The sequence below is a fragment of the Billgrantia gudaonensis genome, from assembly GCF_900100195.1.
Classification (GTDB): Bacteria; Pseudomonadota; Gammaproteobacteria; order Pseudomonadales; family Halomonadaceae; genus Halomonas; species Halomonas gudaonensis.
In genome coordinates this window covers 11,728-27,680 of the sequence record NZ_FNES01000013.1, presented here as the reverse complement: position 1 = coordinate 27,680, position 15,953 = coordinate 11,728, and the positions used below count along the sequence as shown (strand labels likewise).

The 15,953-nt window shown below is 66.9% G+C and carries 15 protein-coding genes; 9 read left to right on the top strand and 6 right to left on the bottom strand.

What is annotated here, in order from left to right:
• Positions 1 to 9: 9 nt before the first annotated feature.
• Positions 10 to 1,005, bottom strand: coding sequence for an LLM class flavin-dependent oxidoreductase (locus BLP96_RS14450; RefSeq protein ID WP_089687376.1), 996 nt, complete (start codon positions 1,003 to 1,005; stop codon positions 10 to 12).
• Between the two features lie 145 nt (positions 1,006 to 1,150).
• Between BLP96_RS14450 and BLP96_RS20140 the strand changes: the two genes are divergently transcribed.
• The 3 genes from BLP96_RS20140 to BLP96_RS14440 all read left to right on the top strand — a co-directional run bounded on the left by BLP96_RS20140 (position 1,151) and on the right by BLP96_RS14440 (position 3,611).
• A complete protein-coding gene (locus tag BLP96_RS20140) occupies positions 1,151 to 1,327 on the top strand; it encodes a hypothetical protein (RefSeq protein ID WP_176761532.1) in 177 nt (58 codons plus the stop codon).
• Positions 1,328 to 1,397: 70 nt separating this feature from the next.
• Positions 1,398 to 2,336 (top strand): cobyrinic acid a,c-diamide synthase, encoded by a 939-nt coding sequence (locus tag BLP96_RS14445; protein ID WP_089687374.1) that lies wholly within the window; start codon positions 1,398 to 1,400, stop codon positions 2,334 to 2,336.
• 69 nt (positions 2,337 to 2,405) lie between these two features.
• On the top strand, positions 2,406 to 3,611 hold the full coding sequence (locus tag BLP96_RS14440) for a toxic anion resistance protein (RefSeq protein ID WP_089687618.1): 1,206 nt from the start codon (positions 2,406 to 2,408) through the stop codon (positions 3,609 to 3,611).
• Between the two features lie 39 nt (positions 3,612 to 3,650).
• Here the strand turns inward: BLP96_RS14440 and BLP96_RS14435 are convergent, their stop codons facing one another.
• On the bottom strand, positions 3,651 to 4,913 hold the full coding sequence (locus BLP96_RS14435) for a GGDEF domain-containing protein (RefSeq protein WP_089687372.1): 1,263 nt from the start codon (positions 4,911 to 4,913) through the stop codon (positions 3,651 to 3,653).
• Complete coding sequence (locus BLP96_RS20420) at positions 4,910 to 6,313, bottom strand: substrate-binding periplasmic protein (protein WP_245682269.1); 1,404 nt, start codon at positions 6,311 to 6,313, stop codon at positions 4,910 to 4,912. The genes BLP96_RS14435 and BLP96_RS20420 overlap by 4 nt, the downstream gene beginning before the upstream one ends.
• Before the next feature lie 246 nt (positions 6,314 to 6,559).
• Between BLP96_RS20420 and BLP96_RS14425 the strand changes: the two genes are divergently transcribed.
• The 5 genes from BLP96_RS14425 (at position 6,560) to BLP96_RS14405 (ending at position 12,857) form a co-directional block, all read left to right on the top strand.
• Positions 6,560 to 7,948, top strand: coding sequence for an MFS transporter (locus tag BLP96_RS14425; protein WP_245682268.1), 1,389 nt, complete (start codon positions 6,560 to 6,562; stop codon positions 7,946 to 7,948).
• 36 nt (positions 7,949 to 7,984) lie between these two features.
• The gene (locus BLP96_RS14420) at positions 7,985 to 8,509 is read left to right on the top strand and encodes a retropepsin-like aspartic protease family protein (RefSeq protein ID WP_089687369.1); all 525 of its coding nucleotides are present in this window, start codon (positions 7,985 to 7,987) and stop codon (positions 8,507 to 8,509) included.
• A gap of 78 nt (positions 8,510 to 8,587) precedes the next feature.
• Positions 8,588 to 10,303: a VRR-NUC domain-containing protein gene (locus BLP96_RS14415; RefSeq protein WP_089687367.1), complete on the top strand. Its 1,716-nt coding sequence runs from the start codon at positions 8,588 to 8,590 to the stop codon at positions 10,301 to 10,303.
• On the top strand, positions 10,300 to 12,612 hold the full coding sequence (locus BLP96_RS14410; RefSeq protein ID WP_218118616.1) for an ATP-dependent DNA helicase: 2,313 nt from the start codon (positions 10,300 to 10,302) through the stop codon (positions 12,610 to 12,612). The genes BLP96_RS14415 and BLP96_RS14410 overlap by 4 nt, the downstream gene beginning before the upstream one ends.
• 65 nt (positions 12,613 to 12,677) lie before the next feature.
• Complete coding sequence (locus tag BLP96_RS14405) at positions 12,678 to 12,857, top strand: PLDc N-terminal domain-containing protein (protein ID WP_089687363.1); 180 nt, start codon at positions 12,678 to 12,680, stop codon at positions 12,855 to 12,857.
• Positions 12,858 to 12,922: 65 nt separating this feature from the next.
• Here BLP96_RS14405 and BLP96_RS14400 read toward each other — a convergent pair whose 3' ends face one another.
• The 3 genes from BLP96_RS14400 to BLP96_RS14390 form a co-directional block, all read right to left on the bottom strand.
• On the bottom strand, positions 12,923 to 13,138 hold the full coding sequence (locus tag BLP96_RS14400; RefSeq protein WP_089687361.1) for a DUF3565 domain-containing protein: 216 nt from the start codon (positions 13,136 to 13,138) through the stop codon (positions 12,923 to 12,925).
• Between the two features lie 41 nt (positions 13,139 to 13,179).
• A complete protein-coding gene (locus BLP96_RS14395; RefSeq protein WP_089687359.1) occupies positions 13,180 to 13,722 on the bottom strand; it encodes a GspH/FimT family pseudopilin in 543 nt (180 codons plus the stop codon).
• A gap of 122 nt (positions 13,723 to 13,844) precedes the next feature.
• Entirely contained in the window at positions 13,845 to 14,105 is a 261-nt protein-coding gene (locus BLP96_RS14390) for a PP0621 family protein (RefSeq protein WP_089687357.1), read from the bottom strand.
• A 98-nt stretch (positions 14,106 to 14,203) separates the two neighbouring features.
• Here BLP96_RS14390 and BLP96_RS14385 point away from each other — a divergent pair, with 98 nt between their 5' ends.
• Positions 14,204 to 15,835, top strand: a complete 1,632-nt coding sequence (locus tag BLP96_RS14385; protein WP_089687355.1) for an NAD+ synthase — start codon at positions 14,204 to 14,206, stop codon at positions 15,833 to 15,835.
• The last annotated feature ends 118 nt before the right edge of the window (positions 15,836 to 15,953 follow it).

The window sequence follows — 15,953 nt, the reverse complement described above, 5'->3', positions numbered from 1 at the left end:
TCGTCAAGGTCACGATCGGCATGCCTCGGCCACGATTTCGTAGCTGGCCAGTCGATCCGCTTCGGCGAAGACGTCGGTCGCCAGCATCAACTCGTCGGCGCCGGTGCGCTCGAGGAAGGTCTCGAGGGCGTGGCGCACTGTCTCGCGGCCGCCGATGACCGCCGCTCCCAGGAACTGCTCGACCTGAGCGCGTTCGGTCGGTGTCCAGTCCAGCGTTTCCACCGGCGGCAGCGAACGGGTGGAAGCGCCACGAATCAGGTTGAGGAACTTCTGCCGGGCCGTACTGGCGAGAAATTCGGCGCGTGCATCGCTTTCGGCGGCGATCACCGGCAGGCCGACCATGGCATGGGGGCGCTCGAGCACTGCCGAAGGGCGGAAGTTGTCGCGGTAGAGACGCAGCGCCTCGTGCAGATAGCCCGGTGCGAACTGGGCGGCGAAGGCGAAGGGCAGCCCTTCGCGAGCAGCCAGTTGGGCACTGTAGCCGCTGGAACCCAGCAGCCACAGCGGAACTCGGGTGCCCTGGCCGGGGATGGCCCTCACGCGCTGGCCCGGTCGTGGTTCGCCGAGAAACCGTTGCAGCTCGGCGAGGCGTTCCGGGAAGTCGTCGACACCGGCATGGGGATCGCGGCGCAGCGCCGCCATGGTGGCAGCGTCCGATCCCGGGGCGCGGCCCAGTCCCAGATCGATTCGCCCCGGATAGAGCGTCTCCAGGGTGCCGAACTGCTCGGCGACGATCAGCGGTGGGTGGTTGGGCAGCATGATCCCGCCGCTACCGACGCGGATGTGCGAGGTCGCCCCGGCGATGTGGCCGATGAGTACGGCCGTGGCGGCACTGGCGATGCCGTCGATGCCGTGGTGTTCGGCCAGCCAGTAGCGCGTGAAGCCTAGCCGCTCGGTGAGCCTGGCCAGGTTGGCGCTCTCGCGAAAACTGTCGGCGGCGGTACCGCCCTGACGAATCGGGGCGAGGTCGAGTACGGAAAGTGGCGTGTCGGCGAGTTGCGGCATCTCGGTACCCCGTAATTGGTTAGCCTGCTGCGCTTTTCGTTCATCATCGGGGTGACGCTGCCATCTTGCAATTCCGATCATTCGCGGTGGCGCACTTCGAGGCCAGGTCATAAGCTCCAGGAAACGACGATAATGGAGGTGCGTCATGCCGCTGCTCGGCTTCCGCCGTGCGCCGCCCCGCCGTGGTGCCTCGCAGCGTCGCGCGGTGCGCCGCCTGGCCCCTGGCGCAGTCGATCGCTGGCTGGATCGGGCGGTGGACGTTGCCGTGATCACCGCCCTGCTGGTCAGCGGCAGCGCCTTGGTGTTGACGCGACTGATGTAATGGGACGTGCGCCCAACGCCGCCCACCCGTACACTCAGGACATCGCCCATGGTCGCTGGAAACGAGGCCCATGCTGGGATTCCTGCAGGGATTTGCCTACGGACTCTTTCTCACCTGCCTGCCGTGGTGCCTGGTGGGGCTGGTCAACCCGAGATTGGCGCTGCCCGGCGAGTCGCCCACTCGCCTGCAGGTGATCTTCCGCTATGCGCTCTTCGCGCCTTTCCTGAGCTTTCTGTTGTGGCTGACCTCGCTGTGGGGCGGCTTTGGCCCCAGCCTGGCTGGCTGGCTGGCGGGGCTGACGGCCATCGCCGTGGAGGTACCGCTGGAGCGGGCCTGGCATCGCTGGCGCCAGCGGCGGCAGCGATGCCGTCAAGAGGCCCGACTGGTCGCCGAAGCGCAGCGTCGGCGCGTCGAGCAGGAGCGTGAGGCCCGGGAGAGCGGCGTGGCGGTGCTCGACCCGGCGCATCCTCCGGCGGGTGACGATGAGGTGGTGCTGGCGCTGTGTCGTGCCAAGCAGGGGCTGCTCGACGTGCGTCGCCCCGATCTGGCGATCCAGGCCGACCGCGGCTATAGCCGCTATGCTCATGTGCTGGACATTCTGAAGGCGCGTTTCTCGCCCCAGGAACTCGCCTACCAGCGCGCCCAGCGACTGGTCAGCGAGGTGTGCCTGGGCGTGGTGGACAATCTGACCGCCATGACGTCACAGGCGCGTGGCGTGGTGGGGCTCGACGCCGATTTCGTGCGTCGCCGCCTGGCGCGCGAATCGCTGACCGTGGAGGAGCGCATCGCCCTCAAGCGGCGCCTGGAGCTGATCGAGGGCACCGAGAGCCGCCTGCGTCACCTGGCGGCCCGCAACGAGTCGGCGTTGACCGTACTCGACGATGCCGCCGTGGCATTGGCGCGCATCGAAACGGGCCGCCCCCAGGCAAGCGTGGCGACCGATCAGGCGTTGGAGGAGCTGCGTCGCTTCGTTGGCCGCGCCGAGCGCTACGGGCGAACCAGCCAGTGAATGGCTTGTCCTTGGGGTAAGGTGACTTCGAGACTGGGTCAATCCATCGATATGCAGGGGGTGCCAATCATGAAATCGCCATCCGACCGCGGCTCGCCGCTCTCCCTGCCGACGGTGGAAGAGATCGAGAGCGAACTGAACGCGGCGACGCCGACGCCGGATGACGCGACTGCACAGAGCGAAGACCCGGAGCTGGCCTCGCTGGCCGATCGCTTCGTCGAGGACGTGCTGGCCGATACCCAGGATGCCGAGACGCTCGCTCGACAGCGCCGCGCCGTGGACGAGATGGGCCTCGAGCTGCAGCAGCAGGCGGCTCACCACAGCGCCATGCTGCAGACGCCGCTGCGCAAACTCGCGCACCAGGGCGACGACGGCGGTCCGGTGGCCAAGGCGCTGATCGACCTGCGTGGACGCATGCAGTCGCTCGACCCGCGCCACCATCGCCTCGAGCAGGGGCGCCTCGATCGTGTGCTGGAGCGCCTGCCCGGTGCCGGAAGTCGCCTGCAGCGCTATTTCCGCAAGTTCGAGAATGCCCAGCAGGCACTGGATGCGATCATCGCCGACCTGGAGGCGGGGCGCGACATGCTGCATCGCGACAACCTCACGCTGGGCGACGACCAGCAGGCGCTGCGCGATATTCTCGGCCAACTCGAGCGCCAGGTGGCGCTGGGGCGGCTGATCGACCGGCGTCTGGTAGCGGTGATCGAGCGACGCGACGAGGGCGACGCGCAGCGCACCTTCCTCGAGGAGGAGCTGCTCTTCCCGCTGCGCCAGCGCATCCTCGATCTGCAGCAGCAGCAGGCGGTGAGTCAGCAAGGCGTGCTGGCGCTGGAAGTGATCATCCGAAACAATCGCGAACTGATGCGCGGCGTCGACCGCGCCATCCACGTCACCGTCTCGGCGCTCACCGTGGCGGTCGCCGTGGCCCTGGCGCTGGCCAATCAGCGGTTGGTCCTCGACCGCGTCGAGTCCCTCAACGCCACCACCTCGGAGCTGATCGCCGGAACCGCTCGCTCGCTGCGCCAGCAGGGCGTGGAGATCCAGACCCGCGCCGGCTCGGCGCAGCTCGATCTGGAGGCGCTCGAACAGGCTTTCGGCGACGTCATGGGTGCCATCGACGATCTCTCCCGCTATCGCCAGGAGGCGCTGCCCAAACTGGATGCCCAGATCGAGCGCCTGGCTGGATTGGCCCAGGAAGGCGGCGAGGCGATCGAGCGCTTGCAACGTGGCAACGATGGTCGTGCGGAAGCGGACGATGATCGCCCTTCACGCTGACCCACCCCGGCCAGGCGCACGATCTGGCATGACAGGCCATCACGGCTCCCAGACGATCCGGTCGCGACCGTGATGCTTGGCGCGGTAGAGTTTGGCGTCGGCCCGCTCGAGCAGGGCATCGAAGCCGAACTCGTCTTCTTCGGCGGGATACGCCGAGGCGACCCCGAAGCTGGCGGTGACGAACTCGGCATGCGGTGAGCCGGCGTGCGGGATGGCCAACTCGAGAATGGCTTCGCGCAGGCGGTCGGCAACGGCACGAGCGCCGGCCATGTCGGTGTCGGCAAGTACGCAGACGAACTCTTCGCCGCCGTAGCGTGCTACCAGATCGGTGGCTCGGGTCACAGTGTTCGAGAGGGCGCTGGCCACGGCACGCAGCGTATCGTCGCCGAGCACGTGCCCGTAGCGATCGTTGAATTCCTTGAAGTTGTCGATGTCGATGAAAATCAGCGACAGCGGCTGACGCGAGCGTCGGGAGTGCTGCCAGGCATCCGGCAGGAAGCCGTCGAAGCGTCGCCGGTTGGCGATGCCGGTCAGGCCGTCCAGCGTGGAGATCTGGTGCAGTTGGTCGCGCTGGTCGAGGCCGTTCTGGAAGGCCTTGAGCAGCCGGTCGAGGCTGACCACCAGATGGCCCAGCTCGTCGTCGGCATGGCGGCCCAGGCGCGGTTTGGGCCATTCGCCGGGCCGGCGCGGGTCGGTGTCGACGATGGCGGCATGCACGCGCAGCAGTGGGCGGGTGATGAACGCATGGAACACCACGACCATGAGCGCGGCAATCGCCAGTGCCTTGATCACGCTGAGCGAAAAGACCAGCAGGCCGCGGCTCATGAAGTCGCGGCCCAGGCTGTCGAGGGCCAGGGTGAGTTCGATCTCACCGACCTGGGTCGTCGGGGCGCCTTGGCCGGGTTCGTAAACCAGCGTGCGGCGATAGTGCAGGATGTCGTCGAACAGCAGGGTGACCAGCCAGTTGGTCGACGCGTCGTCATCGCGTTCGCGGCTGGCCATGGTGCGTCCGAAGTCGTCACGCAGCGCGACCTGCGCCACTCGGTCGCCGTCGAAAAGGCTGTCGGCCACCTGCCTGGCCAAGTCGGGGTTGAGCTGAAAGGCCGCTTCGGCAGCAGTACCGTCGATCAGTGCCAGCAGGTGGTCGGTCTGGTTCTTCACTTCGTCACGCATGGTGGCGGCGTCGCGGGCCAGTTCGATGCTGCCGGCGACCAGACTCAGCAGGCCGGCGATGAGCAGTGTCAGGATGGCCTGCTTGCCGTTGAGACTGCGCCGTCTGGGTACGGGCAAGGCGGATTTCATGCATCGCCCTCCAACTGCTCGAGAACCTGGCGGCGCAGTGTCTCGGCGCGCCCGCTCCGGGTCAGCTGCGTGAGAGCGGCTTGCAGTTCGGCCACGTAATCGTCCGGGACGGAGGGGTGGCAGGCAAGGTAGAGCGGTTCCTGACGAAACGAGAAGAGCCGTTTCAGCTCCACGTCGGCCTCTCGAGCCAGCTGCCGTGCGGTCCGTGTCCCAGTGACCCAGGCGTCGATCACGCCGGCCCGAAGGCGGCCGATATTGTCGCGCTCCGCCGAGGTGAGCAGGATGCTGATGCCCTGCTGCTCGGCATACTGGCCAACGGCATCCTCACGGAAACTGCCGACTCGCCGATCGGCCAGGTCCGCGAGTTCGCTCGCCTCGAGGTCGCTTTCGGCCAGGGCGAAGGCGGCCCATTCGTTGATGGCCAGGGGGCCGATCCAGGTGAAGTGCGTTTCGCGGTTCGGCGTACGCGTGGTCGAGTAGACGCAGTGGTCTTCGCGCAGCCGCGCCTCGGCATAGGCGCGGGCCCAGGGCAGCAGACGGAAGTTGGCGGTGAGACCGGTATCGTGGAGGGCCGTTTGCAGTAGCCGGGTGGCGATGCCGTCGATCTCTCCCGCCTCGTCGAGGAAGTTGAAGGGAGGGTACTCCTCGGTGTTGAACGTCACGCGGTGTTCTCCCGGCGTGGCCGGGAGGCTCTCGGTACGCAGCCTGTCCAGCGCGTCCTGCATGGCGGCCACCAGATCGGGGTCGGTATCCTGGTGCAGCGCGAAGTAGAGGTCGGATTCGCTGATCGGCAGTACCGGCTCGAAGTCGGCCCGGGCCAGCCCTTTCTCCTCCATCAGCCAGAACGCGACGTCCTCGCCATAGGCCCAGAGGTCGACCCGCCCACGCTCGAGCATGCGCAGGGCGCTTTCATTGGACATGGCAACCTGAATGTGCGAGTCGGGCACTCCTGCTTCGTGGAGTCGTTGGGCGCCGATGTCTTCTCGAATCACCGCCACGCGGTAGTCGCTGTCGATCAGTGAATCGAGGTCGTCGAGGCGGATGTCGGCGTCGCGTCGCGCGATCAGTGACACGCGGTCGGTGGCGATGGGGCCGACCCACTGGAACAGCGGTTCGCGCTGTTCGGTGCGGGTGGTCGAGAAGAGCACCGTGCCGGGCTCGGTAAGCGCCGTGTCATAGCCGCGGACCCACGGGTAGAACTGGATGTCATGGCGATCCAGCGGGGTATCGGTGAGGGTGAAAATGCGTTCCAGGAGTTCGACGGCGATGCCTTCCGGCTGTCCGCCGCGCTGATAGTTGTAGGGCGGGTACTCTTCCGTGATGAATGTCAGGTCGGACAGTTCGGCCGTTGCCGTCATGGGTAGCAACAGGCAAGCCACCCATAGTAATCCTTTGCGCATGAGCTCCCTCGTCTTATCCGTCTTCCATCTCGTTATTGTTATGACGGGGCGCTCGGGAGCCACCCCGGTGGGATGCAGCATGTTCCGGTGGCGGTCATCGACACGACCCCGATTGCAAACTAGTCGAAGGCATGAGGAAAGTCATCTCCGATGGCCAACGCTGTGGCCATTGCGAGAGCCGGGTGATAGTGACGGGCATGCCGAAGGTGCTAGTCTGGCGGCGTCACGATCACAGGGACGTCCCGCATGAGCCCGATCCCCGCTGCCGTGCCGACGACACCCCGCGCTTCGCGCAGGGAGATTCTCGGCTGGGCGATGTTCGACTTCGCCAATCAGGCCTATACCCTGCTGATCATCACCGTGGTATTCGGTGAACTCTTCACCACGGTGATCGTCGGCGATCGCGGCGACGGCTACCGGTTGGCCAACTTCCTGTGGAGCCTGGCGCTGGCGATCAGCTACCTGCTGGTGGTGGTGACCGGGCCGCTGTGCGGGGCGGTGATGGATTATCAGGCCGCCAAGAAGCGCTTCCTGTTCGCCAGCTACCTGGCTACGGTGGCCACCACCGCCATGCTCTTCTTCGTGGAACCGGGCTACGTGGTGCTGGGCCTGGTGCTGATCGTGCTTTCCAATTACGCCTACTCGATGGGCGAGTCGTTCATCGCTGCCTTCCTTCCCGACCTCGGCCCGCCGGAGGACCTGGGCAAGATTTCCGGCTTCGGCTGGGCACTGGGTTACGTGGGCGGGCTCTTCGCCGCGGGTTTCACCCTGATCGTTCTGGGTGAGGCGACCGCCGAGAACTTCGAGCGCATCCGCTGGGTGGGGCCCTTCGCGGCGGGTTTCTTCCTGGTCACCGCCATTCCCACCTTCCTGTGGGTCAAGGAACGCGGCACGCCCCAGCCGCCCGGCAAGCCCTATCGCGAGATCGCCCTGGAGCGCGTCTCTACGACCCTGCACGAGCTGCGGCGCTTCCGGGATCTCGGGACCTTCCTGGTCTCGTTGCTGTTCTCCATGGCCGGGGTCTACATCATCATCGCCTTCGCCTTCATCTATGGTGCCCAAGTGATCGGCTGGGACGAGTCGGTCCGCAATATCATGTTCATCATCGTGCAGATCACCGCAGCGGCAGGCGCCCTGGGCTTCGGCTTCATCCAGGATCGCATCGGCACCAAGCTCACGTACCTCATCACTCTCTCGCTCTGGGTGGCGGCGATCCTGGCCATCTGGGCGACCCCGGAGCTGACCGCCTGGCTCAATGCCAGACTTGGCCTCGACTGGCAGGCCCAGCATCTGTTCCTGGTGGTGGGCTGCCTGGCGGGATTGTCGCTGGGCTCCAGCCAATCGGCCAGCCGCGCCCTGGTGGGGTTGTTCTCGCCGAGCCGCAAGGCTGCCGAATTCTTCGGCTTCTGGGGCCTGGCCAACAAGCTCGCCGGGGTGATCGGCATCATCGGGCTGGGATTGCTGCAGTCGCTGGTGGGGCTGCAGGCGTCCATCCTGCTGTGCGCGGGGCTGTTCGTCGTTGCCATTTTGGTATGTCTGTTCGTGAATCAGGCGCGTGGGCAACGGGCGGCACATGACTGGGAGGCACGCAACGGCGACCGGGCAGCGCAAGCGGGGCAACCTGGTCCATACTGACAGGATGCGAGAGTCGGCTGCGGCCGGGAGGTTCCCATGGATGACGAGAGATCCGTGCGTCGCGTCGGGCTAGGCATGATGTTGTTGTTCTGGCTGCTGTTCATCGCCGTGGGTGCCTGGTGGTTCCATGGCTTTCTGGCGGCGCAGCGCAATCCCAACGCCCACCTCGTCGATGCAGTGGAGGGCGGCGATGCGCCGATCACCCTGGAGCGCAGCCATTCCGGACACTTCATGGCGACCGGGCGGATCAACGGCGAGCCGGTGGAATTCCTGCTCGATACCGGTGCCACCTATGTGGCGGTACCGGCCACGCTGGCCGAGCGACTGGGGCTGGAGGCGTCCGGTTCGGCCTGGTTCAACACCGCCAACGGGCGAGTGCGCGGTGAGCTCACCACCCTCGACGAAGTGAGCCTGGGCGGTTTTTCCGCCAGCGACGTGCGCGGTTCCATCAGCCCTGGCATGGAGGGAGACGTCGCCCTCATGGGCATGAGCTTCCTGAATCGTTTCGATATCGAGATCCGCAACTCGCGCATGGTGCTGCGCCCCGCCGAGTCTCCTTGAGGCCGGTCGGAGCCGTTCCAGAGGCGGCCCGAGGCATCGCCCCTGCCGTCTCCCTTTGGCGCCTGATACCATGGATGAATGACCAGTATCTCTGCCAGAGCGGCGACCGCGCCGCTGGACGACCCGCGCTACTACCTGGCGAACTTTCGCTTCGTGCTCGACTGGGTGGCCAAGCGCCATGCGGACCTGCTCGCCACGCCGGAGCGGGCCTTTCTCGAGGCCTTCATGGCACTGCCCGAGGCGTCACAAGCGCTGCTGGTGCGCATGGTGATGCGTCGTGGCGAGCACTTTCGTACCTCGCGGCTCGTCTACGCCGAGATCGGCGATACCGAGACGGCGCTGGCGCCGCTGGTCGAAGCGGACTTCGTCGATGCCGACCCTGCGCTGGATATCGCCACCCTCTTCGCCCAACTGCGCCTTCCCGAGCTGCGCCAGGCCCTGGCCGGCGAGATCGCCGCGGCGGAACTGTCGCCGGGCCTATCCAAGGCGGCACTGAACGCGGCGCTGGCGCCGCGGCTCGATGACTCGCGGCGCCTGACCGACTGGTGGCCTGCAGCGCCGGATCGGGTGGTGCGCCTGGCGGTGATGGCCACCTGCGATCGGTTGCGCCTGATGTTCTTCGGCAACCTGCGCCAGGACTGGGCGGAGTTCGTGCTGGCCGAGCTGGGGGTGCAGCGTTTCGAGTCGGTGACGTTCACGCACGATTCCCGGGCATTTCGTTCCCGCCGGGAGGTGGATGCCTATCTGGCGCTGCATCGGCTGCGCGAACGGCTCGATGCCGGCGAATCCGCCGCCGAGCTGAAGGCCGAACTGCCCGAGATGCCGGCGAACAACGCCTGGTTGATGGCACACCGTGATCGCTTGTGCCTGGCGCTGGGGCGTCAGGCCGAGCGTGAAGGAGAAGTGGAGCTCGCCCTGTCGCTCTACGCCGAGGCCGGGTGGAACGAAGGGGCGAGCAGCGAGGCGCGCATCCGGCGGCTGCGATTGTTGGAGCGCCAGGGGCGCCATGCCGAGGCGCTGGCGCTGGCTCGGCCGCTGGTGCAAGACAGCCAGGCATGCACAGGGGCAGAAGCCCAGGCCCTCGATCGCTTGCTGCCGCGGCTGGCACGTCGGCTTGGCGAGCCCGTGGCGCCGCGTTTGCCCGAGCCGGTGCCAGAGCGCTTCACGCTGGAACTCGATCCCATGGGGGCGTCGCTGGGCGTCGAACGGGCAGTGGCTGACCATCTTCACCGCGACGCGGCTCCGGTGTACTACGTGGAGAATGCGCTCATCAACGGCCTGTTCGGGCTGCTGTGCTGGGAGGCGCTGTTCGCACCGCTGCCCGGCGCCTTCTTCCACCCCTTCCATGTCGCCCCGGCGGATCTCTATCGCGAGGATTTCGTGACCCGGCGCCGCGCGCACTTCGCGGCCTGCCTGGCGCTGCTCGACGATGACAGCCATGCCGCGGCGATCCGCGCTACCTGGCGGGAGAAGCGAGGCCTCGCTTCTCCCTTCGTGCACTGGGAAACGCTCGATGAAGCGTTGATCGAACTCGCCCTGGCCTGTGTGCCCGCCGCCCACTTGCGGGCCTGCTTCGAACGCCTGCTCGGCGATTTGAAGGGCAACCGCGCGGGTCTGCCCGATCTCGTCCAGTTCCGGCCGCAGGCTGCGGCGGGCGAGCCGCGCTATCGGCTGATCGAAGTGAAGGGACCTGGCGACCGCCTGCAGGACAACCAGCGTCGCTGGCTGAGTTTCTTCATCGCTCAGGACATGCCGGCAGCCGTCTGCCACGTACGCTGGTGGGGGATGTCGTGAACGATTCGGTCCCGCCTCGCTATCGTGTGGCGGTGCGCGCCCTGTGCGCCTTCACCGCTCGCACGGGCGATCTCGATCATCGCTTCACGCCGGCACCCAGCGCTCGGGAAGGCGTTGCGGGGCATGCTCGAGTGGTGGCGCGGCGGGGAGCCGATTACATGAACGAGGTGCCGCTCGCCGGTTACCACCGGGGCCTGGCGGTGAGCGGCCGTGCCGACGGCTATGACGTGAGGGCCAACCGGCTGGAGGAGATCAAGACGCATCGTGGAAGCCTCGAGCGGATGGCCGACAACCAGCGTGCCTTGCACTGGGCGCAGCTCAAGGTCTACGGAGCCTTGTTGTGCGCCGAGCGCGGACTGGATGCGGTGGAACTGGCGCTGGTCTACCTCGATGTGGCGAGCGGGCACGAGACGGTGCTCACCGAACGAGGTGAGGCGAGCGAGCTACAGGCATGGTTTGCCGAGCAGTGCGAGCGCTTCCTGGCCTGGGCCGAGCAGGAAGTGGCGCACCGCGAGTGCCGCGATGCCGCCCTGCGAACGCTGGGCTTTCCCCACGGCGACTTTCGCCCCGGCCAGCGCGACCTGGCGGAGGGCGTTTACAAGGCGGCTGCCACCGGTCGCTGCCTGCTCGCCCAGGCGCCCACCGGCATCGGCAAGACGCTGGGTACGCTTTTTCCGATGTTGGCTGCGATGCCGCGCCAGGGACTGGACCGCCTGGCCTTTCTCACCATGAAGACGCCGGGACGTCGACTGGCGCTGGAGGCGCTGGAGACTCTGGGGGCCGATCCGGCAGCCGAGCCAAGCTCTCGAAGAGTGCCGCTGCGCGTGCTGGAGCTGATCGCCCGCGACAAGGCCTGCGAGCATCCCGACAGCGCTTGCCATGGCGATGCCTGCCCATTGGCTGCGGGCTTCTTCGATCGCCTGCCGAAGGCGCGGGCCGCGGCGGTGGCGCAGGGCTGGCTGGACCGTGACGGCCTGCGCGAGGTGGCGCTGGCCCATGGCGTCTGTCCCTACTATCTGGGCCAGGAGATGGCGCGCTGGTGCGATATCGTCGTCGGTGACGTCAATCACTGGTTCGATGCCAATGCCTTGCTGCACGGGCTGGCCCGGGAGAACGACTGGCGGGTCGGCCTGCTGGTCGACGAGGCTCACAATCTGGTGGGGCGGGCGCGCGGCATGTACAGTGCCGAACTCGATCAGCGACGTCTCGGCCGCCTGCGGCGTGCCGCCCCCGGTGGGTTGAAGCGTGCTCTCGGGCGTCTGGCTCGGCAGTGGCACACGGAAGTGAGGGAGGCGGGGCTGAGCGATGCCGGTGAGCCGGGTCGGCCCGCCTACCGGGTGCTGGACGGTCTTCCCGATGGAATGAGCGGTGCGCTGCAGGGCGTGGCGGCCGCTATCACCGATCATCTGGGCGAGCACCCGGAAGACGCCAGTGCCGAGCTGCAGGAGCTGCTCTTCGAGACGCTGGCTTTCACCCGCCTTGCCGAAACCTTCGGTGAGCACTCGCTGTGCGATCTCGCCCGCCATGGGCGCGGTCGCGCCGTGCTCGGCATCCGCAACCTGGTGCCGGCCGATTTCCTGGCGCCACGCTTCGCCACGGCCCACGCTGCCGTGCTGTTTTCCGCCACCCTGAGCCCGCCCGGGTACCACCGCGACCTGCTGGGGCTGCCGGCGGATGCGGTGTGGCAGAGCGTGCCCGCCCCGTTCACGGCCGAACAGCTCGAGGTGCGCATTCGCAGCGACATCTCCACGCGGCTCGCCGATCGGCCCGCCTCGGTGGCGCCCATCGTCGCCGAGATGGCCGCTCAATTCCGTCGGCGCCCCGGCAACTACCTGGCGTTTTTCAGCAGCTTCGCTTACCTGGCGACGGTGCACGAGCGTTTCACGCTCGAGCGTCCGGACATTCCCACCTGGGCGCAGACGCGCGGCATGGCCGAGCACGAACGCGAGGCTTTCCTGGCGCGCTTTCGGCTCGGTGGCGAGGGGATCGGTTTCGCCGTGCTGGGAGGAGCCTTCGGCGAGGGCATCGACCTGCCGGGAGAGCGACTGGTGGGGGCCTTCGTCGCCACTCTCGGGCTGCCGCCGGCGGATGCCTTCAACGAGGTGCTCAAGGCGCGCCTGACGACTCGTTTCGGCCGTGGCGACGACTACGCTTATCGCATCCCCGGGCTGCTCAAGGTGGTACAGGCGGCGGGACGGGTGATTCGCGGTCCGCAGGATGAGGGCGTGGTGGTGCTGATGGACGACCGCTTCGCTCAACCTGGCGTGCGTGAGCGGTTGCCCGAATGGTGGCGGCCAGTGAGGGCATGACGCTGCGGTGAGAGACGGCTATGCTGCACGGGTACCCTGACCGACACGCAAGGAGCACGACACCTATGGGACTCGAAGTGGGCGGATTGCTGGGCCTGATCTGGCTGATCATCGTCATCTGGGCCGTCGTCAAGGTGGCCAAGAGTGGCGCCGGTCCGATCAGCAAGCTGCTGTGGATCTTGATTCTGCTGATCTTCCCGGTCGTCGGGCTGATCATTTGGCTGTTGCTGGGTCCCAAGGGATAGGCCGGCAGGTGAGGGCGGAGTTCGTCGGTCTCCCGGTAGGCGCCTGAAGCGAGCCGCGGCGGCCTTCAGGCGGGCAGCGGGTTGTCGGGCGGGGCGCCCTCGTCGCACTTCTTGCAGGCGAGCTCGAAACCGAGCATGCGCTGTCGTCCGGCGGGCGTGGTGACCCAGGGCCGCTCGACCCAGGGCGGCTGGTGGCGCACGTGCTGGTTATGCCCGCAGGCGAGTTCGGCGACCCAGTGGTTCTCTTCGTCGCGGTGGTAGCCGACGATGGGTTGACGCATTCGGGCGCTCCAGTGAAAGCCGGATTTCTGCGCCGAGTCTTTCAGCAATCGGCGCCGCGTTCCACTCGAACGCGCCCGAAATTGCTGACGATGATGCGTGCAGCGTTGCTTCGTCGGCCGCAGATGCGAAAGGTGCCGTTGTAGCCGCTGGCACGACCCAGTGCGGTGAAGCGAACCGGGCGGTCGGCGCGGTAGGTGATCGACTCCACCTCGCCATCGGCGAGTATCCGCAGCGCGGGTGCATCGGCATCGTTCCATGGCTTGATCAGCAGCGGCTGGGTCCAGTCATTGGCTTTGCTGCATCCTGCGGACGTGCTGTCATCCAGCGGGCAGACCACGATGGGGGTGCGCCGCGTGATGGCAGTGCTGCGCGCCATGGACAGCGCCGTCTTGAGCCGCATGACGTCGGTGGTGACCTCCTGACGAGCCGCCTGGGCCTGGAAGGCCGGCACGGCCCAGGTGGCCAGAATCGCCATGACGGCGAGCGTCGTCACCAGCTCGATGAGCGTGAACCCGCAGGCAGTTCGGTGGCGTGATCGCGGTCGTGCTCCACCGTGGGAGCGGGGTAGCGGGGCACGTGGCATGCAAGCCCTCCCGGAGTGCAGTCCCTTGTCCACTGGGCGCTTGTCACTCTAGTCGAGCTTGGGGAAGCGTGTGTAAGCGAACGGCGATATCGGAGTTGCGAGATGACCGCCTCGGCCGGCAATCAGGCTTCCGGGTCGTGCTCCTGCAGGAAGCGGTCTCGGTGGGCGCTGCAGCAGAACCAGGCTTCCGTGCGCTTGTCGCGAAGCGCTTCGTCTTCGGGCACGTGAACCTGGCACCAGGCACAGCGCACCATCTGCCTTTCCCCCGGCAAGTCATCGCGCCGCTCCTGCTCCAGCCGCCACTCGCGATACAGCCGGTAGAGCTTGAAACCGGCCAGGAACAGTATGACGAAGATGATCAGACGAATGAGCAACAGGTTCATCCTTTGGCGACTCCCTGGGAGAGGCGGACGGCTTTGCTAGCCGGGCGCCCTTGCGGGACAATGGCGGTACACTGGATTCTCGAGAGATTTCTACGCCCATGCAAGACTTGACGCTGGTAATGGCGCAGTTGGACCCGTTGGTAGGAGACATACCCGGCAATGCCGAACGGGCCATCGAGGCGGTGCGTGAGGCGCGCATCGAGCACGGCGCCGACGTGGTGGTGTTCCCGGAGCTGTTCCTGAGCGGCTATCCGCCGGAAGATCTGTTGCTGCGTCCGTCGATGGAGACGCGCTTGCGTGAGGCGCGGGCGCGCATGGCGTCCAAGGTGGCGCGCGACGTGCTGGTCATCATCGGCTACCCGGGGCGCCGGGAAGGGCAGGGATACAACCTGGCCGGAGCGCTGTACAACGGCGAATGGCTGGATGAATACGCCAAGCAGGCACTGCCCAACTATCAGGTCTTCGACGAACGACGCTATTTCGCTACCGGCAACCGCAGCTTGGTGCTCGAGCACAAGGGCGTCAGGCTCGGACTGTTGATCTGCGAAGATCTCTGGGACGGGGCGCCGGTGCGCGCTGCCTGCGAGGCTGGCGCCGATGTCCTGATCACCCTCAATGCTTCGCCCTACCATCAGGACAAGCCGGCCGAGCGGCTGCGCCTGCTCGAGCAACGCGCGGCCGAGGTCGAGCGTCCGGTGGTCTACGTCAACACCATCGGTGGACAGGATGAGCTGGTCTTCGACGGAGGTTCGGCCTGCGTCGATGCCGGCGGCGAGTTGCGCGTGCTGGCACCCTACTGGCAGGCCGGACTGATGCCGGTGCAGTTCGTGCGCGAAGCGGATCGCTGGGTGCCCCGCGAAGGCGAGATCGAACCTTCCGTGGACCCGGAGGAGAGCCTGTACTGCGCCTTGGTCACCGGGTTGCGCGATTACGTCAACAAGAGCGGCTTCGAGGGAGTCGTGCTGGGACTGTCCGGTGGCATCGACTCGGCGTTGTCACTGGCCATCGCGGTGGACGCTCTGGGAGCCCAGCGGGTTCAGGCGGTGATGATGCCCTACCACTACACCGCCGACATCTCCCGGCAGGACGCCGCCGAACAGGCACGCCTGCTCGGCGTGCACTATCAGGTGCTGCCCATCGAGCCGATGGTCGAGGCGTTCATGGAGACCCTGGCCGATACCTTCGCCGGTACCGAGCGCGACACCACCGAGGAGAATCTGCAGTCGCGCTGCCGTGGCGTGCTGCTGATGGCCATCTCCAACAAGAAGGGGTTGATGGTGCTTTCCACCGGCAACAAGAGTGAGATGGCGGTGGGCTATGCCACGCTCTACGGCGACATGGTGGGTGGCTACAATGCCATCAAGGACGTCTACAAGAGCTGGGTATACCGCCTGGCACGCTGGCGTAACACCCAGTCGCCGGCCATCCCCGAAAGGGTCATCGAGCGCCCGCCCTCTGCGGAGCTGGCTCCGGATCAGAAGGATACCGACTCGCTGCCCGATTACGACGTGCTCGACGCCATTCTGGTGCGCTACATCGAGGGCGACATGAGCGCCGAGGCGATCATCGACGCCGGTTTCGAGCGCGAGGATGTCTATCGCGTGGTTCGGTTGGTCGACCGCAATGAGTACAAGCGCCGTCAGGCGGCAGTGGGGGTGCGCGTCACTCCACGCGGGTTCGGTCGCGACCGTCGCTATCCCATCGTCAACGGCTGGCAGCCGGGGGAGTAGGCGCTGCGCGCGAGCCGCGGGCGACGAGCCGCGTGACTCGGGCACGAAAACGCCACCCTCCGCAGGAGGGTGGCGTATGCCTTTCCAGAGCCAAGACGGGCTTTCCGCAGCCCGCAGC